Here is a 25210-nt window from a genome sequence, read left to right as displayed (position 1 = left end):
ATTCTTATTTATTACAGGACACTCGCTACACCTTTGTAGATGTTGCCGTGGCTTCCGTCAACAGTAATTTCGTCTCCGTCTGTGAAGAGGTCTGTTGCACCTTCTACACCTACGATGACAGGGATCCCGAGGTTCAGGCCGACTACCGCTGCGTGGGAGGTAAGTCCGCCCTGCTCTGTAACAACAGCTACAGCTTTTTCAAACGCATCCATCATGTCACGGTCAGTGCTTGTTGTGACAAGAATCGCATCCTGCTCCATTTTTGCAAGTGCTTCTTTACCGTCTTTGGCAATAACCACTTTTCCGGAACGTGTTTTACGGCCGATTCCCTGACCTTTTGCAGCAACTTCACCGACAACATGAACTTTCATAATGTTCGTTGTTCCTCTTTCACCCACTGGTACACCGGCAGAGATGATAACAAGATCTCCGTGGTTTACAAGGCCTGACTTAAGGGATTCTTCTACAGCTGAAGAAAGCATTTCATCTGTTGTTGTAGCCTTAGGTCCCAATTGAGGGTGAACGCCCCAAACAAGGCAAAGAGAGCGGCATACACGCTCGCTGTGTGTAATGGCAACAATCGGGCTCTCAGGACGGTATTTAGAGATCATACGAGCTGTGTGGCCGCTTTCTGTAGCCGTTAAGATCGCAGAAGAGTTTAGGTTTAACGCTGTGTGGGCAACAGACTGACTGATGGAGTCTGTAATTGTATGCTCACTTTCTTTGCTGCGGCGGCGGAGAATGTCTTCATACTTCAGAGCCGTCTCAGCTTTTTTAGCAATGTTATTCATTGTCTGTACAGATTCTACAGGGTATGTTCCTGCAGCCGTTTCACCGGAAAGCATGATTGCATCTGTACCGTCAAAGATCGCGTTTGCTACGTCACTTGCTTCCGCTCGTGTAGGGCGTGGGTTGCGCTGCATGGAATCAAGCATTTGAGTCGCTGTGATGACAGGCTTGCCGAGGCGGTTACATTTTTTAATCAATTCTTTTTGTACAAGAGGAACATCTTCCGCCGGGATTTCCACACCAAGGTCACCACGGGCCACCATAAGGCCGTCAGACACTTCAAGGATTTCATCGATGTTGTCGACGCCTTCCTGGTTTTCGATCTTAGGAATGATTTGAATGTGAGAAGCATTATGTTTTTCAAGAAGTTCGCGGATCTCAAGAACGTCCGATGCACGGCGAACGAAAGATGCAGCAATAAAGTCAACGTCCTGCTCGATACCGAACACAATGTCGTTGGCATCTTTTTCAGTGATACCAGGCAGATTTACACTTACTCCCGGCACGTTAACACCTTTTTTGTTTTTCAAAACGCCACTGTTTACAACTTCTGTTACAAGTTCACCGTCACCGATAGACTTCACGCGAAGTTCAATTAAACCGTCGTCCAACAGAAGAACAGAACCTTCGTGAACGTCGTCGATAAGACCCGGGTAAGTAACCGAGATCTTAGAAGCGTTCCCTACTACTTCAGTCATGGAAACGATGACTTCAGAACCACGCTCAAGCTCAGCTTGCCCGCCTTCAAGGGTCTGTGTACGGATCTCAGGTCCTTTTGTATCAAGAAGAATCGCAACCTTCTTCCCTGCTTTTTCAGCCGCTGAACGGATATTCTGAATACGCGCGCCGTGCTCTTCATAGTCACCGTGTGAAAAGTTCAGACGGGAAACGTTCATTCCTGCATCAATCAGGCTGGACAGTTTTTCAATAGACTCACTTGCCGGTCCAATCGTACATACAATCTTTGTTTTTCTCATTCGTAAATCCTCCTCAAATTTCCTGTTACCATTTCTTTACCGTACGAAAGCCAGGACAACGGAGTCCCAGCTGGCTGTACGTGTATGACTAAATTGAAAGTTCCTGAGACAGTTGGTACATCTCTTCATCAACGGTGTGCTCTCTTGATAGGGCTTCGTCGATGTCATGGGAAACAAGCTTGTTACTTTCAATACCCACCATCTGTCCCTGCTGGCCGTTTAAGAGAAGCTCCACTGCCTTGGCACCGAGACGGCTTGCCAGCACACGGTCAGCTGCTGTTGGTGATCCGCCGCGCTGGATGTGACCAAGAACAGTAACCCGTGTTTCGAAGTTAGTCTTATCCTGTATCTCTCTTCCAATATCAACGCCTGAGCCTACACCTTCAGCTACAAGAATAATACTGTGTTTTTTACCACGGTCAGCCCCGCGCTTAAGACGGTTCACAATGTCATCCATGTTGTAGTCAACTTCGGGAATGAGGATCGTTTCTGCACCATCTGCAAGACCTGCCCATAGTGCAAGGTCCCCTGCATCCCGGCCCATCACTTCCACAACGTATGTACGTTCGTGGGATGTAGCCGTATCACGGATTTTATCAATGGCATCAATAACGGTATTCAATGCCGTATCAAAGCCAATCGTAAAATCTGTACCGGAAATATCATTGTCAATCGTACCAGGTACTCCGATCGTCGGGAAGCCGTGTTCCGTCAGTTTACGGGCACCCTGGAAGGAGCCGTCTCCGCCGATGACAACAAGGCCGTCGATACCAAACTTGTTTAGTTGTTCGATACCCTTCTTCTGGCCTTCCATCGTTTTAAATTCTTCACATCTTGCTGTATAAAGCATTGTTCCGCCGCGGTGGATGATGTCACCTACAGAACCTAGTTCCAGTTTTTTAATTTGTCCGCTGATCAACCCTGCATACCCCTGGTAAATTCCGTAGACCTCCAGGTCATGGTAGATTGCTTTACGAACAACTGCACGAATGGCTGCGTTCATTCCGGGTGAGTCCCCGCCACTTGTTAAAACTCCAATGCGCTTCATTCGCTTCATTCACCTCTTCATTAATCTTTTATATGAGAAAGCTTGCTTGTAATCGGGACAAAAGTTCCACATCTTTATCCTAAGCTTTTCTTATACTATCCTTGATTGACGTTTATACTCGTATCGCAGTAATAAAAATAACACTTTCAAAACCTTATAGCAATAGACATCCACAGGCAAACAAAACAGCCGTCCCGTCGGGGGATGGCTGTTTTCCTTAATTGGCGCTGTTGGTACCGTTTACATAGTCATATTGTCCAATGTTATTAAATTTTTCGTAACGTTTTTGAACAATTTCTTCTTCTTTTACTTCTGCAAGTTCCTCGAGAGCCCTTGTAAGTGTTTCATCGATATACGCTGCCTGCTTCTCCACATCACGGTGAGCTCCACCCCGGACTTCCGTAATGATGCCATCAATGAGATCGAGTTCTTTTAAATCAGGCGCCGTGATTTTCATTGTTTCTGCTGCACGCTGCGCCTGACCGGCATCCTTCCATAAAAGGGCTGCTGCACCTTCAGGAGAAATGACAGAATAAGTGGAATTCTCCAGCATGTAGATACGATCTCCTACACCAAGTGCAAGCGCACCGCCACTTCCACCTTCACCGATGACAACACAGATAACCGGAACGTTAAGATCAGCCATTTCAATCAGATTTCTGGCGATCGCCTCGCTCTGTCCTCTTTCTTCTGCTGCCATACCAGGGTAAGCCCCTTTTGTATCGATGAAATTAATGATCGGACGCTTAAACTTTTCAGCCTGTTTCATAAGACGCATCGCTTTACGGTAGCCTTCAGGATGAGGCATTCCGAAATTACGGCGAAGGTTTTCCTTCGTCCCTTTTCCCCGCTGATGACCGATAACGGTTACAGGGCGTCCCTTGTATTTTGCAATACCTCCGACAATCGCTTCATCATCGCCGTAGAGTCTGTCGCCATGAAGCTCCAGAAAATCCGTAAACAGGCGCTCGATGTAATCAAGCGTGGTTGGTCTGTTGTTGTGCCTTGCAATCTGTACACGGTTCCAGGGACTCATGTTGCCGTAGATGTCTTCTTCGAGCTGCTCCATACGGGCTTCCAGCTTTTCAATTTCACCTGACAGATCGATTCCTTTTTCTGCAGTAAATGCTTTCAGTTCAGAGATTTTTCCTCTTAGTTCCGTTATTGGTTTTTCAAAAGGTAAGTCTTCAGCCATGATTACACCTCCTGTTCGTTGGGCTCAAGCTGCTCTTTCACTGCTTCCTCACTTAAGGGTGAGTGGATGCTCAGTATTGTTTTAAGGGTTTCCTTCAATTCTTTTCGTTCAACGACACGATCCAGCTGGCCGTGCTTTAGAAGGAATTCTGCCGTCTGAAAATCCTCAGGAAGCTCCTGACGAATCGTCTGTTCAATGATCCTTCTTCCGGCAAAGCCAATCAATGCCTTAGGTTCAGCCAGGTTAATGTCACCCAGAGAAGCAAAACTTGCTGATACGCCCCCTGTTGTAGGGTGAGTCATAACTGATATAAATAAGTTTCCTGCATTACTCAACCGGTTGAGGGCTGTGCTCGTCTTTGCCATCTGCATAAGACTGAAAACACCTTCCTGCATTCTCGCACCCCCGGAAGCTGCAAATAAAATAAACGGCTTGTCCTCTTCGATGGCACGTTCTATGGCACGGTTGATCTTCTCTCCCACAACCGAGCCCATGCTTCCCATCCGGAAGCGTGCATCCATAACACCTACGACAGCCGGATATCCGTCAATCTTTCCTTTCCCAGTAACAATCGCTTCATTAAGACCTGTTTTCTCCCGGTCTGCCTTTGACTTTTCCTGATAGGATGGAAAATTAAGCGGATCCTTTGCGATAATATCGTGATCAAATTCCTCGAATGTTTCCGGGTCAAATATTGTATCCATACGGTCATAAGCAGTAAGTCTGTGGTGAAAGCCGCAAGAATCACAGACACTCAGATTTTTCTTCAGTTCTTTTGTATACATAATACTTTTACACTGTGGACATTTCGTCATTAACCCTTCAGGAACTTCCTGCTTGGCTTCTTCCGAAGGTATCGTTGCATACTTTTTCTTCTTTGAAAAAAGATCCCGTAACACATTTCTCACCTCTTTTTATCCATATCTGAAACATCAGTGCAGTTAACCCCGGCATTATACAGCCGAAAGACACCATAACTGGTCACTGCATATTACCATGAAACCTCGCATTTATTGAAAGCCCGTCTAAATTCACCAGGTAATGATTATTCATTTCGTGTTTGCCGCGGGCCCGTTACAGTTCAGCATTATTAATATAGAAGTAATCGTAAATTTTTTCCATCATAACACTGTCTGTTGGGCAAGTTCAAGTTTATTCCTGCTTTGAATATCGGCATAATAAGTTTAAAAACGACTGTTTTCGAGATGATGACGAAGGCACTGAACAGCCTTGTCCTCATTCTTTGAACAGATCGCTTCATAGATCGCTTCGTGTTCATGAATCGCATCTTCAGTTCTTCCCCTTCTCGAAAGGGATTCTCTGAGTGCAACCTTGCTGTATTCCACCAAGGGACGCCAGATATTCAGCATTAAATGATTATGACAGGATTCTACAAGCGCCTTATGAAAAAGGTAATCTTCTTCTACTGGTATATGTCCATCAGCCCAGGTTGCTTTTGATTCATCTATTAATATTTTCAGTTTTTCCAGCTGCTTTTCAGTTGCTCTTCTGCAAGCAAGCCGGACAGCTTCTATTTCGATAATGGCACGGGTTTCCGTTACATCTTTGCGCGCCCGTGTTTCTCTTAAAAAGAAACCGGCCAGTATTTCTGCCAGCCGGTGCCCTCCTGCCCGCTGTATAAAGGTTCCTTCACCTTTACGGGTCTCAATGAGATCGAGGAGTTCCAGCGCCCGAAGCGCTTCTCTTACAGAAGACCGGCCTACCTGAAGTCTTTCAGCAAGCTCCCGTTCAGAGGGAAGTTTATCTCCAGGAAGGAGGTTATCTTCATGGATGATATGATCTAGCTCTTTTAAGATATTAAGATATACTTTATTAGCTGGTGAGGTCATTTACGACCACCTGCTTTCATTCACTATTAGGGAGACGCGGGTGTCTCAGTCATCCTTACAGACCGGCCGGTGCATCATACACATCCCAGTCCCGTATAAATAAACCGGAGAGAAGCTGCTGCAAACACTACAGATGAGGCTGGGACAGAAGTGTTTTAGTCCACAAGAATCCGAACGAATAAAACGCGCTGCAATAAACCGCTCCTGAAATATACTTCGCTTTCCGCGGGAAGCGGGTTACCCTCCTCCAGCTTTCCTGCTTCTTCCTCTGCCAGCTAACCTTAGCAGCTGTCTGCGTCGAAGCAACTCGCCGCGTACTCATGAAGGAAATGCTCGTCACTCCGGGGTCTCACCTTTGCTTTTCATCCCGCAGGAGCCTGCGTATATTTCATCCGCTATGTCAGCGCATTGTTTGGATTCAGCTAAACACTTTCTTTATATTCCAACCTCATCTTCACATCTGTTTATTTTGATTCGTCGATCATTGTAAGCTGCTGTGTTTTTTTCTCTACGTCGTCAGGGTTTACCTTTCGTCTGGCAACACCTGTTTCCATTGCCGCCACAGCTACACTTTTCGCTACTGCAGGAGCAACACGGGGGTCAAATGGAGCCGGAATGACGTAATCTGTATTCAGCTCATTATCACCAACAAGACCGGCAATTGCTTTAACTGCTGCAACCTTCATTTCTTCATTGATATGTGTGGCATAAACATCCAGAGCTCCTCGGAAGATTCCAGGGAATGCGAGAACGTTATTTACCTGGTTAGGGAAATCAGAGCGTCCCGTACCAATCACACTCGCACCGGCTGCCTTCGCTTCATCAGGCATAATTTCCGGAGTCGGGTTTGCCATAGCAAAGATAATCGGATCCGGGTTCATGCTCTCCACCATCTCTTTTGTCAGTGCCCCTTCAACAGATACACCAATGAAGACATCCGTATCTTTAATAACGTCTTTTAAGCTTCCATCAAGCTTTCCTTTGTTAGTAACCTGGGCCATTTCATGCTTCAGGTCGTTCATCCCTGATGAGCGGCCTTCAAAAATAGCTCCTCTCGAATCACAAAGAATAATTTCCTTGCATCCCATGCTCAGTAGAAGCTTAATAATCGCAATTCCTGCAGCACCTGCTCCGTTAACCACCACTTTGATCTCTGCCATGGATTTTCCGGTAATCTTGAGGGCATTCAGCAGGCCGGCAGCTGTTACAATCGCTGTTCCATGCTGATCGTCGTGGAATACAGGAATATTCATTTCTTTTTTGAGGCGCTCCTCAATCTCGAAACATCTTGGAGCAGCAATATCTTCAAGGTTTACGCCGCCAAAAGTCGGCTCCATCAATTTTACGGTTTGTACAATTTCATCTACGTCATTTGTATTTAAACAAATCGGAAAAGCATCAACGCCGGCGAATGATTTAAACAGCACCGCTTTTCCTTCCATTACCGGCAGAGAAGCTTCCGGGCCGATATTTCCTAATCCAAGAACGGCAGTACCGTCTGAAACAACGGCAACCATGTTACCTTTCATGGTGTATTCGTAAACTGACTGCGGATCTTCGAAAATGGCTTTACATGGTTCTGCAACGCCAGGTGAATAGGCCAGTGACAAGTCTTGTGCATTTTTTACTGCCACTTTTGATACTGTCTCGAGCTTCCCTTTATGCACCCGGTGCATATGTAAAGCTTCTTCTCGTAAAGTCGCCATTCTTCCACTCCTTTTTTCATTATGATTCCTTATTAATGTAAGGTGCGGCAGGGCTGACCCAGCCTTCCTTTATTCCAAATAGTGGTCTGACCACTTCGTGAACAACTTATATTATAACAAATCCTTTCCGGAGATACACCTATTCTTGTCTAATAACGATGTTTTTTTCACCGAGGAGGTCTTTAAGGCGTATAAGCAGGCTTTCGTCACCCGATACAGACCATTCCTCATTAAGGCGGTACACCTTTTTTACCTCCTCATCATACAGGACAACGCGTACTTCACCAGGGTCATCCTTCAACATCCTTTTTAGCCTGTCACGGTAGCCCGGGTCCTGATGGTCCCCGTCAAGTTTTACATAGAGTACCTTCCCTGCCTTTTGGTTAAATGATTTCTTTAGATTTTCAAGAGGTGTCATCTTGTCTGCATTAATTTTGAGCTGGCCGTTATGATAGCTTGTTCGCCCTTCTATAAATAACAGTTCACCTTTATTTACGACAGAACGGTATTTTTCGAAAGTCTTTGGAAAAAGCGTAATCTCTGCTTCCCCAGTCTCGTCAGTGAGCTGCATAAAAGCCATTTGCTGTCCTTTTTTTGTTTTAATGACTTTCACATCTTCAATGAGGCCTGCAAGACGTACAACTTTGCCTTCATCGCTGTTTTCCAGTGTATGTTTCACAGTTGACCTCTGATACTCTTCAAGGGTATCGCCATAGGAATGGACAGGGTGATTTGTTGCGTAGAATCCGAGTACCTGCTTCTCAAATTGCAGTTCCTCCTGCTCTCCAAAAGGAGGCACATCGAAATAATCGGGCTTTACAACATCTTCATCAAACAAAGCCGTTCCCTTTTGTGATCTCGATTCGTTTAATTTCGCCCCATATTCCATTGCTGCATCAAGATTGGCTAAAAGACCGGCACGATGAATACCGAATTCATCACAGGCCCCTGATACAATCAAGGCTTCAAGTGCCCGTTTTGGAAGGTGGCGCGGCGCAATACGGGCACACAGGTCAAATAAATCCTGAAACGGCTCCTTCGCTCTTTCTTCAAGGATAGCCTGGATAGCCTGAACACCAACGTTTTTTACAGCTGCTAACCCAATCCAGATCTCATTTCCAATTGCTTTGAAGCGTGCACTGCTCTCATTGACAGAAGGGCCTTTAACTTTGATCCCTTTTCTTCTTGCTTCCGCTATATATTCCGCCATTTTCTCCTGATGATGAATCACACCGGACAAAAGGGCAGTAAGAAAGGACGTTGGATAATTTGCTTTCAGGTAAGCCAGCTGATAGGCAATGATGCTGTATGCAACAGCATGACTGCGGTTAAATCCATAGTCGGCAAAACGGACAATCAGATCGTATACACCATCTGCTTCCTTTGCTGAATAGCCGTTCTTTGTTGACCCTCCAACAAATTGGGCCCTGCCCTTTTCAAGGACTTCCCGCTTTTTCTTCCCTACAGCCCGGCGGAGAATGTCTGCCTCTCCAAGAGAAAAGCCGGCCATTCGGGAAGCAATCTGCATGATCTGCTCCTGATAAATGAGCACACCGTATGTTTTCTCAAGAATCGGCTTCAGGTCAGCGTGAGGATAGGTGACCTTCTCAAGCCCGTGTTTACGTTTAATATAAACAGGAATGTTTTCCATCGGTCCCGGTCTGTAGAGCGCGTTAACCGCTACGATATCTTCAAATTCAGTCGGTTTCAGACGTTTTAGGACGCTCCTCATGCCAGAGGATTCGAGCTGAAACACACCGCTTGCATCCCCTTCTGAGAGCATGGAAAAGGTGTTTTTGTCATTAAAGGGAATCGCTTTTATATCAATCGTCTCTCCATGGTCTTCCTTGATAAGCTCTGTAATGTTTTTTATGAAGCTCAAGTTCCTGAGACCGAGGAAGTCCATTTTCAGGAGTCCCAGTTCTTCAAGTATCCCCATCGGATACTGTGTAAGGTTGATGTCATCGTTACCGGTTTGTACCGGGACTATATCTGTAAGTTTATCTCTGCTAATCACAACACCGGCTGCATGAACGGATGTGTGGCGTGGGAGACCTTCAATTTCCACAGCTATACTGAAGAGCTCGTCCAACTCCTCATGTTCCTCTAAAAGCTTTGAGATTGCAGGTACGTCTTTTTTTGCTTCGTGTAATTTTATATTGGGCTTTGAAGGGATGAGTTTAGCCAGCCTGTCAATGAGCTTTTGCGGGGTCTGCATTACCCGTCCCCCATCTCTTAATGCTGCTTTTGCCGCTAATGTTCCGAATGTGATGATTTGTGCCACATGGTCCCGCCCATACTTCTGGGCCACATAACGGATAACTTCATCTCTCCGGTCATCGGGGAAATCAATATCGATATCAGGCATTGATACACGCTCCGGGTTCAGGAAACGCTCAAAGAGTAACTCATACTGTATGGGATCTACATCGGTAATTTCGAGAACATAAGCGACGAGGGAACCTGCCGCTGATCCCCGGCCAGGGCCTGTGAGCATTCCCTGTGTGTGGGCATAGTCCATAAAATCCCAGACTATCAGAAAGTAATCATCGTAATTCATGCTGTGAATAACAGAAAGCTCATAGTCAAGACGCTCCCACACTCCCTGTCCGGGTGTGTCTCCGTATCGCTTTGCAATTCCTTCTTCGCACTTTTTCCGCAGGTAGCTTCCGGCAGACTCCCCTTGTGGAACAGGATACTCAGGAAGTACCTGATTCCCTAAATCAATCTCCACATTACACATGTCTGCGATATGTACTGTCGCTTCCAACGCTTCGGGCCAGCCGCGAAAGAGCCGGGCCATTTCATCCTGCGTCTTTAAATAATAGTCATCAGAAGAAACTGGAGCAGGAAGCTCTTCAAGTGTTTCTCCCCTCCCGATCGCCTGGACAACGCGGTGGGCTCTGGACTGTTCAGGGAAAACAAACTGAACATGGTTGGAAGCCACAAACTGAATCTTGTTATCCGATTCTTTCCGCCATTTGTTTAACGCAAGAAGCAGCTCTTTTTCCTCGGCACGGTTATGGCTTTGAACTTCTGTAAAGACGTGTCCCTTTCCAAAAAGGTCCTCTAAAGCAAATAAAGTTTCTGACGCTCCTTCCAGATTTCCCTCAGAGACCAGATGCTGGAGTATCCCTCCTTCAAAAGGAGATATGGCTACAATACTTTCTTTTGTTATGGCGTTCAGGGCCGATACCGGCAGAACCGGCCTGCCTTTCTCCGCATGCTCATAAGCCAGTGCTGTAAGTTTCATTAGTTCTCTTAATCCTGTTTTGTTCCTGGCTAGCAGGATGATCTGAAAGAGGGTCTCCCCCCGGCTCTTAGCAGTCAATTCAACCCCTAAAAGAGGTTTGATTCCCCGGCTGTAACATTCCTTGTAAAAAGAAACCGCTCCGTACATTCCATTTTTATCAGTCAGGGCAAGGGCAGTCATGTTAAGCTCCTTCGCTCTGCGGGTGAGGTCTTTTATTTTTCCGGCTCCGTACAAAAAGCTGTATTCACTGTGGACATGGAGATGAACAAAACTCACTGCCACCCCTCCTTTCACGTAAAATCTTTCTTCTATTGTAACGCAAACAAATGTTTGTGACACCCGGAATGATTATCTATCATAAGTTTAATGAATTGCCATAGACATGTAGTAATGGTTGGACAAAACCAGTCCGGGGGGATGGACGATGGATAAAGATTTTCTTGCAACGTTAATCATTGATTACTTTGTTGCATTCGGTGTCATTATAGGCGGATCAATTGTGGGGGGAATCGGTGCCTACCTTATTGGAAAACCGCCAATGTCTATTATGTATGACCTTGCTTCAAGCCTTAAGATATGGGCGCTTGTTGCTGCAATCGGCGGAACATTCGATGCCATCAGCAGCCTGGAACGGGGAATCTTTGAAGGAACCCATGCGGATATTTTCAAAACGCTCGTGATGATCTTTGCAGCATTATGCGGTGCACACAGTGGTACGGTAATTATTCAATGGATAACCCAGGAGGGAATTAAATGAGAGTCCCCCCTTTTTATCATGATAAAAGCTGGCAGCGATTTTTCGCCGGAGTCATCTTAGGTATGCTAATCGGGTGGCTCTTTTTTTTATACAATTTTGGTTATGTCCACGAGCATTTGAGGATGGAAATCGGAAAGCAGCGCTCCTTGATTGAGAGCCATGAAAAAACAATTGAGATCTTGCGGAAAGATTCCGATGAACAAAATAAGCAGCTTCAGCAGATGCTGACGGTTCAGGAAATTAAAATCAACTTTTTGAACGAATCAGAAGTGAACCTCAGTGAACTTACCCTTTTCGAATTAAAAGGTGCAGTAGAGAGCGAGCTTGAACTCGTAAGAAATAAAAGCCTTGAAAACGTACACCTGTCTAAAGAAGTTCTGAAAAAGGCGATTGAGAATAAACGGTACGGGATCAATGAAAAGTACTATCAGTTGAAAATTGAAAATACAACGATATACTCGGTATTAGAGCTTGATATCTCCATTCATGCTGCTGAATAAAAGCTTATGGCAATTTCATGAACGATTTACCAAAATACGTTATTTCCGTGCAGGAAGGTGTATAATGAAAGTAAGAACAAAACACCTTGGACCACTGGTCATCTGTCACGGCTTTAATGAAGTTGCATAGATTACAATAGTGAGAAGGAGGTAGTTTGCAATGAAAATCATGAGCAGAAGTAAATTAGCCAAAGAAAAGGTACAAAAAATTCAGGCTGGATTTTCCGCTTTCGCTGAAACCCACGAAGTAACTGACCTCATTCGAAAAGAAATTAAAAACATGGGTCTTGATGTCATTGAAGAAAAAACCGAACACGGATCCTGGTTTATTCCTAAAAAAAGAGCGTGACACAGCTGATTATCAGCTGTGTCCGCTCTTTTTCACTTTTTAACGTACATATTTGCCGATAAAAAGGCTGTATTATATCACAAACGAGGTTACTCCGACTCAGTACATATCTGATCCAGCTCTTCAAGGAGGCGTTCCGCTTCCTCCCAGGAATATACAGTTGCACCGGAGGCCATGGGGTGTCCTCCGCCATTGTAGCGTGCAGCAAGGTCATTAATAACCGGTCCCTTAGAACGAAGACGAACACGAATCTCCTCCTCTTCTTCTACAAAGAATACCCATGCCTTCACACCTTTTAACGTCGAAAAAGAATTGACGATGCTTGCCGTCATCCCTGCATCCACTTTGTACTCTTTTAAAATCTCTGCCGGAAGCTTAATAAAAGCAGCCCCGGACGGTTTCAATTCAACCTGTGAGAGAACGTAGCCTTCCATACGTACAAGGTCGATGTTTTTTTCGTACATGGCATTGTACAGCTCCGGACGTGAAAAATCCCCTTCAATCAGCTTCCCTGCCCAGTAAAACGTTCGTTTTGTTGTGTTCGGATGACGAAAACGTCCTGTATCACCAACGATACCGGCATACAACAGCCGACTCGCTTCATCACTGAGTACGGCACCGTCCTCCTGCCATACTCCGTACAGCTCACAAATCATTTCTGATGTAGAGCTTGCTGTGATATCCACCCAGGATAAATCGCCGTACACATCCACTTCAGGATGATGGTCGATCTTAATCAGGAATTCTCCCAGCTCATAGCGCTGATCGTCAACCCGGGGCAAATTAGCAGTATCACAGACAATAACAAGTGCCCCTTTGTAGTCATCGTCTTTAATTTTGTCCATCCCGGCAAGGTAAGTAAACTCACTGTCATCTTCTCCTGCCAGCAATACTCTTTTTTCCGGGAAGTTACTTATGATCAATTCTTTCAAACCCGACTGTGAACCGACCGCATCAGGGTCCGGTCTGACATGTCTATGTATAATAATCGTATGATACTTTTTTATTTTTTCAATAATCTTCTGTTTCATATTCGCTGCTCCAATCTGCAAATGAAGTGATTAGCTTAAGATTAGCTTACTTCGAGAGATTATACAATGCTGTGAACAGCCTTGATATCCCTTTAGTATATGTGCTATTTTTACTAAGAAAGAGTACGTGAATTTACAGCCGGCTCAAGCAGCTGTCTGATAAAGGAGATTTTTTATATGCTTATCCCGATTATCATCGTCGTTTCCTTTGTATTGTTTGTCTACTTTAAAGTTCAGCAGATGAAAGCACGGGGCCCTATGGAAAGTAAATGGTATTCCTCCAAATCAAGTATTGCTGTCGGTGTGGCTATCGGTACGTTTGGTCTTAATGCCATGATCAACCTTGGTACAACAGTAGCGACTGCTATTGGAGTGATCTTTATTATCTATGGTGGTATCAATGTCTTTTTTGGTATTCGTAACTATCGCGCCTTCCTGCCATATGCCAGAAAGGAAGCAGAAGAAATAAGAAAGCATGAATCGAAGGAACAGCCTGCTAAATAAACAAAAAAGATGGGGGTCTCCAACATGTTTTGGAGACCCCCTCTTTTTATTTCGTAAAAATGATACTGTAAACAACAATATATTACGCTACAGGCGGACGCTTTCCGCGGGCGGTTCTGGAACCTCCTCAACATGCTGCTTCTTCCACTGCGAGCCAGGCTCTGAAGTATAATGCGTCGAAGCAACTCGATAATTATTGGTGATGTATACGCTCGTCGCTGTAGTCGCCGCCTTTCGCTCCATTTTTATCTTATATAACTTATCCAAATTGAAAAACTGACAAAAATCAAGAAGAAGACCTTCTCACAGCCGCATGAGAGGGTCTTCATTAATTTTGGCACTCGTTTTTTGGTAATAGGTTCAAAACCTTGAGGTGATTCCATCAAGCCGCTAATTCAGTGACATGTCTCCTTCTTTTTTCTATACATTTTCCGCAGATACTGACTGATCAAAATCAGCGGTCAATAAGCTGGGCCATGAGCATGGCTTTCCCGACAATCTGGTTTTCGTGAAAAATTTCAACGTCCACCTTTCCAAATTTCCGTCCTACTTCAAGAACTCGGGGACAGACCTTCATTTCACTGTCGATCTGCACAGGTTTAATAAAGAAAAGAGTAATATTCTCAACCACAAGGTCGCCTTTTTTATATTTTCTCAGCGCCCGGCTTCCTGCTTCTGTCACAATAGTTGTCATAACGCCATAGGAAATGGTTCCGAGATGATTAGTCATCTGCGGGGTTACTTCAAGCCGGTACACATGTTCCTGCGGTGTAGAAACGTCCTCAAAATGACGTGTTACAAGATCTTCAATTGTTTCTCCGACCTGAGGCTGCCTTTGAATCATCTGAAGAGCCTTAAGAACGTCCTGGCGGCTGATCACCCCAAGAAGTCTCCGTCCCGAATCCGTTACAGGTAAAAGCTCAATCCCTTCCCAAACCATCCGGTGGGCAGCTGATGCGACAGACGTTTTCGATGTTACTGCAATTGGCTGCTTAGTCATTACTTTTTCAATTTCTACAAAAGGGCTTACTCCCATCACATCTTTGGCTGTGACCATGCCGAGAAGCTTCCCGTCCACTTCGTCAATAACGGGGTAACGGCTGTGGCTTGTCCGTTTATTCAGCTCATGCCACTTCTCTACCGTATGGCCATTGGTCATCAAGTACGTCTTATCAAAAGGTATGAGGATATCCTCAACCATCAGAATTTCTTTTTTAATAAGCTGGTCATAGATTGCACGGTTGATCATTGCAGCTACCGTAAAGGTATCATACGTAGTGGAGATGATCGGAAGTTCAAGTCTGTCTGCCAGTGCCTTCACTTCATCATTTGTATCGAATCCACCCGTAATAAGGACAGCAGCCCCTGATTCCAGTGCCATTTTGTGTACTTGTTCCCGGTTACCGACGATAAGAAGGTTCTCAGGTTCAACGTAACGCATCATGGCTTCTGCCTTCATGGCACCGATAACAAACTTGCTAAGTGTTTTATAAAGACCGTTTCTGCCTCCAAGAACTTGTCCATCGACTATGTTGATCACTTCAGCAAAAGTCAGCTTTTCAATATTTTCTTTTTGTTTCTTTTCTATTCTGATTGTGCCTACCCGCTCAATTGTACTTACAATGCCTTGATTTTCAGCGTCTTTAATCGCTCTGTAAGCTGTTCCCTCGCTCACCTGGAGGGCTTTGGCAACCTGCCTGACTGAGATTTTACTCCCCACATCCAGAGACCGGATATGCTGGAGGATCTGTTCGTGTTTTGTCATACCGCTATCCACCCCGAAAGAGCTGTTTCACTCTTATTTAGTAATCTGTACTAATACAAGTATACTCCGCCAGCTCTGGGGTTTCAAGGATATTAGGATGTTCCGCGCAGTTTTTTCCTGCCCCTGTTCTGATTCCCGCTTCCATAGGGAACAGCCTCTTCTTTACCATCGCTCCGCTCTTTGTCCCGTGCTGTAAGCCATCCGTATACATTCCCTCCGAGAACAATAAGAGCAAAACCCAGCCAGGCATAGGCAAAATAGACAGCAAGCCCTTCCCCTGCGAAAGGAAGTCTCGGCAATGCCAGATATAAGAGTAGGAAAGTCAGTAAAACACACAAAAATAATCTCGAACTTTTCATTGTCGATCACCTCTGGTGTTAGTTTATGACTTGTCTTATAAGTAAAGAACCGTAAATGAAGGTGCCAAAAAGGGGCGGGCAGACAAAATGCAGAAGATTTTCAGAAAAGAGGCTGGGACAGAAGTGTTTTAATCAACGAGAATCCGAACGAATAAAAGCGGCGCTGATAAATCGCTCCTGAAATATACTTCGATTTCCGCGGGAAGCGGGTTACATTCCTCCAGCATACCTGCTTCTTCCTCTGCCAGCTGACTTTTGCAGCTGGCTGCGTCGAAGCAACTCGTCGCATTTTCATGAAGTAAACGCTCGTCACTGCGGGGGCTCACCTTTGCTTTTCATCGAAGGCACTGTAAAAGTTCGATCTTTAACTTTTTCCAGTGTCTTCTAAGCAATGAACGTAACGGTTGCATTTTTTAAAAGCCTGGTATGAGTGGGTTTCTCGTATCAGGCGCGCAACCGCTGAAGCCATTGCCACTCAAATAAAAGCCACTGAAAAAGTTGTTTTGTACTTTTTCAGTGTCTTCTTTTCATCCCGCAGGAGTCTACGTAGAATTCATCCGCTTTGCTCGCGTATTGTTCGGATTCTCAGTTATATTCTTCCTTTATTACCCAACCTCAGATTGTCGAGAAACCTACGAATTTTATGAGCGTGAGTTTCTCGCTTCTTTGAAAGAAGTTATATATAAAATGCAAAGTTGTTTCACAAACCTTCTCGGTTCTATGAAAAGGTGATGCAGTCGAAGACTCCTGAGGGAGCAGATGCCAGGCAAGACGCCCCAGAGCTCGAGGAGGCTGGCCGGCACCTCAGAAAGCGAAGGACATGGAGGCGGCACCAACACTTTCCATCATCAGGTAAACGAGAAAAAATCTTTTTCAAAAGACTGAGGGACTCATAGTCCCAGCTTATGAGTCCCTCTACTATTAAACTTATACTTCTACTTCATCTCCCGGTTTCATTACGTGACCGGTGTCATTTCCCAAAGATTCAGCAAATGATTCCGGATTCTGCTCGATAACCGGAAACGTATTGTAATGCATCGGCACTACCTTTTTCGCACCGATCCATTCCGCTGCTACAGCAGCATCATCCGGTCCCATTGTAAAATTGTCCCCAATTGGCAGGAATGCTACATCGATCCTGTATTTCTCAAGCAGTTTCATATCAGAGTAAAGGGCTGTATCCCCCGCATGGTAAATGGTCTTACCCTCAGCGAAAAATAAGATTCCGCTCGGCATCCCTGTATAAATAATCTCCTGCTTCTCATCATCCGTATAGGCTGAACCATGAAAAGCCTGAGTAAGCTTTACACGTCCGAAATCAAACTCATGAGCGCCTCCGATGTGCATCGGATGTGTATTAAGCCCCTGCCATCCGAGATAGGTTGCAAGCTCAAAAGGAGCTACAACAAGTGCATCATTTCGTTTTGCGATATCGATGGTGTCACCTACGTGGTCATTGTGGCCGTGTGTCAGCAGAATGACATCCGCTTTCACTTTACCTGCATCAAGATCACACAGGTCATTGCCGGTAATAAATGGATCAATCAAAATCGTTTTTCCATTCGTTTCGATCTTCACTACAGAATGTCCATGAAAAGATAGTTTCATTTGTACTCACTCCCTTTATTTTATCTTTCGTCGTCATCAATTTAATACCCTTCTGTCCATACGTTCATGCGTCAATTTTTTCTGTGTTAAAATAGAGCAGAAATGTATTCTTGTTCAGGAGGTTTTCATGAAGAATCGATTAGAAAAACTTAAAAGCTGGATGAAGGCTAATGAAGCAGACATTGTTATGCTTCAGACAAGAGCAAATGTCTTTTTCACAACCGGATTTGACACAGATCCTCATGAACGTCTGGTTGCATCATGTTTCTTTCTCGACCAGGACCCGTTAATTATCTGCCCCGGTATGGAAGTCAACCAGGTTGAGGGTATTTTTGGGAAAGGAGACGTTCTCGGTTACAGTGATACAGATAACCCATGGAAAATGATTGAAAAAGCCTGGAATGAACGTACATCTTCTGTAAAAAAGATTGCGGTCGAGCGAGGCCTGTCCTGGGAGCGGCTCAAAGCACTACAGTCTGCTTTTCCCCACGCTTCGTTTAAAGAAGTGGATGAGGCACTTGAATCAGCACGCCTGATTAAAGATGATGAAGAAGTTACATTGCTCAAGGAAGCCGCAGCTCTCGCTGATTTCGGAGTGAAAGCCGGAGTGTCTGCTTTAAAAGAAGGCATCTCAGAAATGGAAGTACTGGCCTCCATTGAATATGAACTGAAAAAGAAAGGCGTACGGGAAATGGCATTTTCCACTATGGTGCTGTTTGGCGAAAAAGCCGGAGATCCACACGGTAACCCGGGCAGCCGAAGACTCCAAAAAGGAGACGCTGTCCTGTTTGACCTCGGTGTCATCTGGAAAGGGTATGCATCAGACATCACCCGCACTGTTTTTTTCGACCACGTCAAAGAATCTGATCAGGCCATTTATGAGACAGTGTTAACGGCCCAGTCAAAAGCGCTCGCAATCTGCAAGCCCGGGACTGCAATTGGTGATCTTGATAAAGCAGCAAGAGGCTGGATCGAAGAAAAAGGATACAAGGATTTTTTCCCCCACCGCCTCGGACATGGTCTCGGCATTGAAGTTCACGAATTCCCTTCGATGCATGCCAAAAATACAGACCCGCTTCAAGAAGGGATGACCTTTACCATTGAACCGGGTATCTACCTGCCAAATCAGGCCGGTGTAAGAATTGAAGATGATGTGTATATCACCAAAGACGGATATGAAACGTTTACTAAATATCCAAAAGAGCTGCAGATTATCTCTTCTTCAGCTTAAGTTTAAAGACACCCTGAAAAAAGAATTAGGCAGAGTGCTAAAAAATATAGATTATGTGAGCTTAAAAATACCGTAAACCCGGGAGAATATGATTATCCAATAACAGCAAATTTAAAAAACCTTGGAAAATTCATTTCCAAGGTTTTTTACTATTTTTCCGATTCCCATTTCCACGTTTGAAAGCAACGGTCTTTGTCCACTCGCTTAATGACTACTTTTTTCACATTTCCATACTTGTGTGCCATCTTTTGAACTTCCTCATTGGAAAGCGTCGGCCGGGACAGGTCAAGAAAAGTAAGTATTTCTTCAAATGACTCTCGTGCTGCGTCTCCTCTTACAATCGTCGATCCTCTCTCGAATTCAAAATCCCGGGGATTCTCATACTCCCACTCGTAAAGGGTATCTTCTGTTTCAACCGTCACCTTTAATGAAGCATTGTTAAGCCACGGCATATCTGAATGGGCTGGAATCACTGCAAGCAGACTCAATAATATTACGATTACCGGCATCGTCATCACCTCATACTCAGTTTGAGGCGGGGTGAATCTTTTTATACGCGTCAGTAATAAACAGGTCCGGTATTAGTGTTTAGCCGTTCATTAATATGTTTTACAGTCATCATTCCCTGAGCGCCGGAGACGGACAGACTGGAATACTTAGGATCATTGACCAGATCACCGATAGCATATACGTAAGGATCACTTGTCTGCCCCATCTGATCAGATTGGATACAGCCGTTTTCATCCATATCCACCTGCCCTTTCACAAGAGAACTGACCGGCTCAACGCCGATCCGGATAAGCAGAGCCTCCACGCTCAGAGAAAGTTCTTCCCCCTGACAGTTAACTCTAATCTGCTCTACCTGTCTGTCCCCAAGCACAGCCGTAACAGTTGAATGGGTTAAAACCTCAATATTCTCCCTGTTCAGCACCCTGTCCTGAAGAGCTTTTCTTGCTTTAAACCTGTCTGAGCGATGGATCAGATACACTTTTCTGCTAAGCTCGGACAGAATATCAGCCCCCTCAAAGGCACGGTCGCCTCCCCCTGCAATTGCCACGACTTTATTTGCGAGCCTCCCCTTATCACGAACCGCAGAATAAACTTCATTTCTTTCAAGCATTTCTTTTTCTCCAGGAACGTTAAGGGAACGGGGGCGGGACCCTGTGGCAAGGATAAGAAAGGTGTAGGACACCGTCTCCTTCCCATCGTTTCTTACAAATGAGACAGTCTTATCCCCGCAATCGACAGACACTGCCTCACAGCCGGTTTTCACCTCACTTTTCACCATTGCCAGGTGATCTTCAAAATGCTTTTGAAGTTCTTTTCCGTTTTCTGCAACAATACCAGGGTAATCAATAATACGATTATGGATATGAGACAGCTGTCCGCCAATTCTGCTGTTTGATTCAAGAAGTACACTCGACAGTTCCAGACGTTTACACCAGATGGATGCTGCCACACCTGCAGGACCCCCGCCGACAATGACTACATCAACGTTCATCATATGCCCACCTCTCAAGTACGAACGCTTCAAACGCCAGCCAGTTATCGACTCTCGGCACATCAATCTGACGGTTATATGGATAATCCATTGCCACAACAGACCGCCCTTTTTCCTTGAACGCTTCTAAATGGTGAGGTGCATCGTCAAATAACAAATCACCAATGATCATATCCTTTCGCTGGGCAAAGATCATTCTGTCACGCCCCAGAAAAGGAAGGTTTTTTTCTACCCACTTCTCTTTTTCTGTATAGGCATATTTCCTGCTGCTCGTACAAATAAAGATATCAAACTGTTTATGAAGCCTTTCCAACACCTGAATGGCATTGTCCAGCGGTTCCAGGGATAAAAACAAACCAGGCTCGTCAAGATAGTCGTAGATTTTTTCCCCGCACTCTTCTTTAACGTATTTCTCAGAATCCCAGCACTCCAGCTTTGATACTGACAAATCATCATCGTAGTCTTTGTTATACCTGCGATGCCATTCCGTCATTAAATCACAAATCACTGAATCCATGTCAATAAGTAACGTTTTCACCAGACAACACTGCCTTTCACGTTGATCCGTTAATACTGATAAGTTCATCACTGTATTCCCAGATCACCCTGATTTCAGGATGGATCACACTGAGCAATGCAGCAACTGCAGAATCTTTTAAATAAACATGGGTGTATCCCTGCTCAAACATGCACTTTCCTACTTCCGCTGCAATTTCCTTTTCGTTTTTATTATGAATATTGATGTAAAAGACGGGATTATGCTTTATGAAATGAGGCTGTGTACCGTCAAGACTGATAAAACCGTCCCCTTCTTCAGCTTTCCCTTCTCCTGATTGCGCACGTGTATCCCACAGAGCCTTTTCATATTCATGATCCGGTTTTCCGGTCTCTGCTCCACGCCGTTTCCCGACAGCTTCGTTATTAATACGGTGCCGCTCCCACGGAAAGAAAATCCGGTAATCCGTATGTGCATAATTAAAGCAGATATAGTCCGGAGTCGAAGCCGATTTACTGTCCTTACAAACCACAAGAGTCGTTAACTCAACGCCCTCACCTTTAAGAAAGGCGGCAGAATCAATTAAGGTCTTCCCGGAGCCGGCAAAGTCCTCTACAAGTAATAAACGCTTCCCGTCAGGCTTAGCACCAAACCATTCAGCCTGACCGGTTTTCCGGTCATACGTTAAAAAATAGTAGGGAAGTCCGGTCAAAAACGTAAGATGCATTCCTGCAAAACTTCCTCCACGGAGTAAAATAACCAGTCCATCGAATGCCTGCTCCCTGATTTCAGGAGCAAGAGTGTCCAATTTTTGAGAAATAGCATTATAGTTCAAATAGACATGATTTGTTTTTTGTTTCATTATTTCCTCTCCCGCTGTCTTCGTCCTTTATTCCTTGCAGATGCCAGCACTTTTCAACCATCCCCGCGATTTTGACCAAAGGTTTGTGGATTCTGAGGTCCTCACGATTAATGAGCAACCTTATGAAATTTGCCTTTCCGGGCAGCAACCGCTCTTTCATCTCTTTATAAACAGAACTCGTCCCGTCCATATCAATCAGCCTGTCTATAACTTCCCTGCTTTTTGTAAAATAGCCCTCATATTCTTTTGAACAAAATCCGCAGTAATAGCAAAGAAGGGCGTAGCTGATTTTATACTCCGCATTATAAGGGTCCTTTTCCATCAACTCATAGATGATATCGAGACCTTGTTTGATGTAGCCCACGGCCCGTTCTCTATCCTCTGACAAATAGATGGAACCTAGTTTTATGCAGCTCAGGACTAGATCTTTTAACTTTTCTGCGTCCCCCTTAAATCGTACAACAAGGTCACTCATAATGGTATAGCCAGATAAGAACAGCCGGGTAGCACTCTTCAGGTCTCCTTGCGCTTCGTAAAAATTACCAAGGTGGAACTCAGAAACCCACACGTCTTTTAAATAAACAGGATGGTCAGGGTTTTGGTCCAGCAAACGTTTTTTCATTGATAAAGAGGTGTGGTAACAGTGGTCCGCTCGTTCATGGTTATCAAGCAGCCAGTAAGTCGTCCCAAGTTTATTCATCATTGTTGCTGCATCCCGGGTCACGACCGGATCCCCTTCATGTCTTTCATGTATGGTCCTGATCGTATCATAAGCTTTTTCATACAATCCTGCTGCAGCTTTAATATCCCCCTGCTCCAGTCTGACATCAGCCAGATTGACAGTAATCAACCAGTATCTGCGAACATCATGGAAATTCCATACTTCCATAGAACCTACCAGATCGTGTTGAAGGGCGTATGCTTTTTTGTAGGACTCGTTTGCTTCCTGCTGCCTCCCCAGGAGACGGTATGCTGCTCCCAATCTGTCGTAGCTGGCAGAAAGGAGAGTGGCTGAACCGTTATCACCAAAACCATGAATCTGCTCCCTGATGTGAAGGGCTTTTGAATAATTCTCCTTTATGAGACTCGTATTTCCGATGCTGTGATAAAGATCCCCGATCTCATCATAAACACTTGCCAACTCTTTTAAATATTCCTGATTGTCCGGATCCCGTTCAATAAGGCAGGATAAAGAACGTTCGATTTCCTTGAGAAATGTCCGCTGTTCCTCCACTGTAAGGATTCTTTGTAATGAAGCATACAGTCCTCCCGCAAACCTCAGGCATATTGTAAATTGAATGTTAAGACTCTGATGAAGAAAAGCAAGCACCATATTCAGCCTCTTTTTGTCCTGTGAAACAAACTCGCTTATCGTTTCATTTATGACAGACAACGCCGACTCAGAAAGGTCATTCGAGTAATAGACCGCCGCGTCTTCTATGTTTCCCGTTTGCAGCAGTTGGTATATGTACTCATATTCTTTTAAAGGGTCATTGTCAGGCAGCCCCTTAATATGGCCTGCCAGTTCCTTATGTAAACGGCTGACTTGTTTTTCTTCCTTAAGATATCGTTTTTTGATGGCTTCAAAGGTCTGCCGGTGATAGTAATTCCAGAATTGGAGGGTTCCTCTTTTGATTAGATGATTTCTCAAATAACGCCTGATCATGGCAAACCTGACCTTCTCCCAGTTCTCGCCTGTTATCCGGGGAACAATCTTTTCAAGATCCTTCTCCCTCAGTCCTCCTCTTGATGCATAAATTAACGTCAGAATGCTCTCAGTCAATTTTTTTCCGAACTTTTTCTCCACTCTTGCCATTAACGAGGTATACAGAGAAGGGATATCACCACTCAGATTTGAAACAATGGTCAAAATCAACTTATGTAACTTCATATCCTCCGTTCCTTCGAACTCGGACAATTTGGTATAAGCACTTTTATCCAGGAGGATCAATTCGTCTAATGCAAGCTTCAGCCATAGTGGGTTTCCATATGAGTAGTCACCGTTATCTCTTTGGATACTAAGGAGCACTTTCATAACTTCCGGATGCAGATCTTTACCGTAAGCCTTGCATGAGCTTAAACAAAGGGTTTCTGCTTCCTGTCTCGTTAACGGTCCCAGCTCATAACGTATAAAACGATGGCGGCGGGATAACACTTTATGTTCTCTGAGAGCAGTCATAATCAGTCTGGCATTGTCCGGCCATAGATCAGGAAGCCATGTACTGTTCTTCAGTGTTTGGGATTGCTCCATTTCGTCCAATGCATCTACCAGAAGGATGACTTTCTTTTTTGACGAGGCCTCTTTGAGCAGATGAGAAAATGTACTTCTCACATCCTGAAACGTTGCAAGTTCATCGGACACGTCTTCAGTCTGCAGAAACGTGCTCAACTCACTGATCCAACGCTTGAGCATTCTTTCGACTAAATGAGAGGAAGGATTAAAACTTGCGGCATGAAACAGGGGGAAAACTTCCTCCCTTTCTTTTAAAAGCATGTAATAATGCGAAAGAAGACTGCTCTTACCACTTCCTGATTCACCATGGATAATCGCTCCGATCTTCCCCCCGGAAGATTCTTCAATAACACGATCCATAAACAAAACAGGCTCTTCGCGGTAAACAAAGCGGTAATTTCTTTCTTCAATATAGTTATGTAATAGTGCAGCATCATTGTGCTGCCACAAACCGGACTGTTTCTCGCCCCTGTCAGGAGGGTATTCACGCTCAATTTCCGCCCACAGGTCATCGAGGACTTGATCTCCCCATTTTTTCAGACCTGTTACTTCCTCCTGTTCAGAGTCCCAGACCCCTTTATATCTTCTTATTCTTGCGGGCTCAACCTGGCTTGAAATCCTCTTCTTTAACTGAAGCAGCTTCCTGTAGTTCTCCCTGCTCTCTTCTCCCTCTCCATATTCATCGCTGTATACAGCTGCTGTCGTTGTATCCATCTGATCATACGGCAGAGGTTCCCTGAAGTAGTAAAACCCCCGGGTTTCATGTTCCTCCGCATTTAATAAACCGTATTCAATTTCAAGTGCTGTTACACTCTTGCCGAAGTAATCTTCATCATATTGAGCTTCCTGAGTTACCGCCTCGACTTGTTTCTGGTCAGGAACCCACCCGTAACGATCACCAAGAAGTACAATCAGAAACGGTCTCGACCGGTTAATTTCGGCAAGGCACACCTCAAGTATAAGCGACTCTTTCTCCTCCTGCTCATGAACATCAACAACATTAATCCCCCATCTCAAATCGATCGGCTCCAGGTATGTATGTCTTTCCTTCAGCTTTTCCTCCAATGCCGGGAAAACATAGTAGTGAAGGTAGTCACGTTCTGCCTGCATGTCCTTAAATGTACTTGAGATAAAAATCGGTCTTGAATTCCATTTTTTCATCCATGAAACATCCTTTTTTGGAAAATTTTCTTTAT

Annotated in this window: 21 protein-coding genes; 5 read left to right on the top strand and 16 right to left on the bottom strand. The window is 44.7% G+C overall.

What is annotated here, in order from left to right:
* Nucleotides 1-11 precede the first annotated feature (11 nt).
* The 7 genes from pyk to dnaE form a co-directional block, all read right to left on the bottom strand.
* Nucleotides 12-1766: a pyruvate kinase gene (gene pyk / locus JSY36_RS11970; protein ID WP_205166579.1), complete on the bottom strand. Its 1755-nt coding sequence runs from the start codon at nt 1764-1766 to the stop codon at nt 12-14.
* Nucleotides 1767-1854: 88 nt separating this feature from the next.
* Nucleotides 1855-2814, bottom strand: a complete 960-nt coding sequence (pfkA, locus tag JSY36_RS11965) for a 6-phosphofructokinase (RefSeq protein ID WP_122898000.1) — start codon at nt 2812-2814, stop codon at nt 1855-1857.
* 217 nt (nt 2815-3031) lie between these two features.
* Nucleotides 3032-4009: an acetyl-CoA carboxylase carboxyl transferase subunit alpha gene (accA, locus tag JSY36_RS11960; RefSeq protein ID WP_205166578.1), complete on the bottom strand. Its 978-nt coding sequence runs from the start codon at nt 4007-4009 to the stop codon at nt 3032-3034.
* A gap of 2 nt (nt 4010-4011) precedes the next feature.
* On the bottom strand, nt 4012-4908 hold the full coding sequence (accD, locus tag JSY36_RS11955) for an acetyl-CoA carboxylase, carboxyltransferase subunit beta (protein WP_122898004.1): 897 nt from the start codon (nt 4906-4908) through the stop codon (nt 4012-4014).
* A gap of 285 nt (nt 4909-5193) precedes the next feature.
* Nucleotides 5194-5859 carry a FadR/GntR family transcriptional regulator gene (locus tag JSY36_RS11950; RefSeq protein ID WP_205166577.1) on the bottom strand — a complete coding sequence of 222 codons (666 nt, stop codon included), beginning with the start codon at nt 5857-5859 and terminating at the stop codon, nt 5194-5196.
* Nucleotides 5860-6323: 464 nt separating this feature from the next.
* Nucleotides 6324-7565, bottom strand: coding sequence for an NADP-dependent malic enzyme (gene ystJ / locus JSY36_RS11945; RefSeq protein ID WP_122898008.1), 1242 nt, complete (start codon nt 7563-7565; stop codon nt 6324-6326).
* A gap of 139 nt (nt 7566-7704) precedes the next feature.
* Nucleotides 7705-11094, bottom strand: coding sequence for a DNA polymerase III subunit alpha (dnaE, locus tag JSY36_RS11940; protein ID WP_205166576.1), 3390 nt, complete (start codon nt 11092-11094; stop codon nt 7705-7707).
* A gap of 148 nt (nt 11095-11242) precedes the next feature.
* Here dnaE and ytrH point away from each other — a divergent pair, with 148 nt between their 5' ends.
* From ytrH to JSY36_RS11925, 3 genes are all read left to right on the top strand, one after another.
* Nucleotides 11243-11575 carry a sporulation membrane protein YtrH gene (gene ytrH, locus JSY36_RS11935; RefSeq protein ID WP_122898012.1) on the top strand — a complete coding sequence of 111 codons (333 nt, stop codon included), beginning with the start codon at nt 11243-11245 and terminating at the stop codon, nt 11573-11575.
* Nucleotides 11572-12075, top strand: a complete 504-nt coding sequence (gene ytrI / locus JSY36_RS11930) for a sporulation membrane protein YtrI (RefSeq protein ID WP_122898014.1) — start codon at nt 11572-11574, stop codon at nt 12073-12075. The genes ytrH and ytrI overlap by 4 nt, the downstream gene beginning before the upstream one ends.
* Before the next feature lie 160 nt (nt 12076-12235).
* The gene (locus JSY36_RS11925) at nt 12236-12424 is read left to right on the top strand and encodes a YtzJ family protein (protein ID WP_205166575.1); all 189 of its coding nucleotides are present in this window, start codon (nt 12236-12238) and stop codon (nt 12422-12424) included.
* An 89-nt stretch (nt 12425-12513) separates the two neighbouring features.
* Here JSY36_RS11925 and JSY36_RS11920 read toward each other — a convergent pair whose 3' ends face one another.
* Nucleotides 12514-13455, bottom strand: a complete 942-nt coding sequence (locus JSY36_RS11920) for a DHH family phosphoesterase (RefSeq protein WP_205166574.1) — start codon at nt 13453-13455, stop codon at nt 12514-12516.
* Between the two features lie 177 nt (nt 13456-13632).
* Here JSY36_RS11920 and JSY36_RS11915 point away from each other — a divergent pair, with 177 nt between their 5' ends.
* Nucleotides 13633-13959, top strand: coding sequence for a YtpI family protein (locus tag JSY36_RS11915; RefSeq protein ID WP_122898020.1), 327 nt, complete (start codon nt 13633-13635; stop codon nt 13957-13959).
* Nucleotides 13960-14413: 454 nt separating this feature from the next.
* Here the strand turns inward: JSY36_RS11915 and JSY36_RS11910 are convergent, their stop codons facing one another.
* From JSY36_RS11910 to JSY36_RS11900, 3 genes are all read right to left on the bottom strand, one after another.
* On the bottom strand, nt 14414-15724 hold the full coding sequence (locus tag JSY36_RS11910; RefSeq protein WP_122898023.1) for a DRTGG domain-containing protein: 1311 nt from the start codon (nt 15722-15724) through the stop codon (nt 14414-14416).
* 92 nt (nt 15725-15816) lie between these two features.
* Nucleotides 15817-16083, bottom strand: coding sequence for a hypothetical protein (locus JSY36_RS11905; RefSeq protein WP_205166573.1), 267 nt, complete (start codon nt 16081-16083; stop codon nt 15817-15819).
* Nucleotides 16084-17010: 927 nt separating this feature from the next.
* Nucleotides 17011-17691 carry a metal-dependent hydrolase gene (locus JSY36_RS11900; RefSeq protein ID WP_205166572.1) on the bottom strand — a complete coding sequence of 227 codons (681 nt, stop codon included), beginning with the start codon at nt 17689-17691 and terminating at the stop codon, nt 17011-17013.
* A 127-nt stretch (nt 17692-17818) separates the two neighbouring features.
* Here JSY36_RS11900 and JSY36_RS11895 point away from each other — a divergent pair, with 127 nt between their 5' ends.
* Complete coding sequence (locus tag JSY36_RS11895; protein ID WP_205166571.1) at nt 17819-18922, top strand: M24 family metallopeptidase; 1104 nt, start codon at nt 17819-17821, stop codon at nt 18920-18922.
* Nucleotides 18923-19071: 149 nt separating this feature from the next.
* Here the strand turns inward: JSY36_RS11895 and JSY36_RS11890 are convergent, their stop codons facing one another.
* Genes JSY36_RS11890 through JSY36_RS11870 form a run of 5 tightly spaced genes read right to left on the bottom strand, consistent with a single transcriptional unit; the run spans nt 19072 to nt 25175 of the window.
* Nucleotides 19072-19431 carry a hypothetical protein gene (locus JSY36_RS11890; RefSeq protein ID WP_205166570.1) on the bottom strand — a complete coding sequence of 120 codons (360 nt, stop codon included), beginning with the start codon at nt 19429-19431 and terminating at the stop codon, nt 19072-19074.
* Between the two features lie 50 nt (nt 19432-19481).
* Complete coding sequence (locus JSY36_RS11885; RefSeq protein WP_205166569.1) at nt 19482-20426, bottom strand: NAD(P)/FAD-dependent oxidoreductase; 945 nt, start codon at nt 20424-20426, stop codon at nt 19482-19484.
* Entirely contained in the window at nt 20413-20961 is a 549-nt protein-coding gene (locus JSY36_RS11880) for a 5' nucleotidase, NT5C type (RefSeq protein WP_122898036.1), read from the bottom strand. The genes JSY36_RS11885 and JSY36_RS11880 overlap by 14 nt, the downstream gene beginning before the upstream one ends.
* A gap of 16 nt (nt 20962-20977) precedes the next feature.
* Nucleotides 20978-21781, bottom strand: a complete 804-nt coding sequence (locus JSY36_RS11875; RefSeq protein WP_205166568.1) for a phosphoribosyltransferase — start codon at nt 21779-21781, stop codon at nt 20978-20980.
* Nucleotides 21744-25175, bottom strand: a complete 3432-nt coding sequence (locus JSY36_RS11870) for a tetratricopeptide repeat protein (RefSeq protein WP_205166567.1) — start codon at nt 25173-25175, stop codon at nt 21744-21746. Before JSY36_RS11870 ends, JSY36_RS11875 begins: the two co-directional genes overlap by 38 nt.
* Nucleotides 25176-25210: the final 35 nt, after the last annotated feature.

Source organism: Alteribacter salitolerans (assembly GCF_016901055.1).
GTDB lineage: Bacteria > Bacillota > Bacilli > Bacillales > Salisediminibacteriaceae > Alteribacter > Alteribacter keqinensis.
Note: the sequence above shows the minus strand (reverse complement) of the source record. Positions and strands in the feature narration are given on the sequence as shown.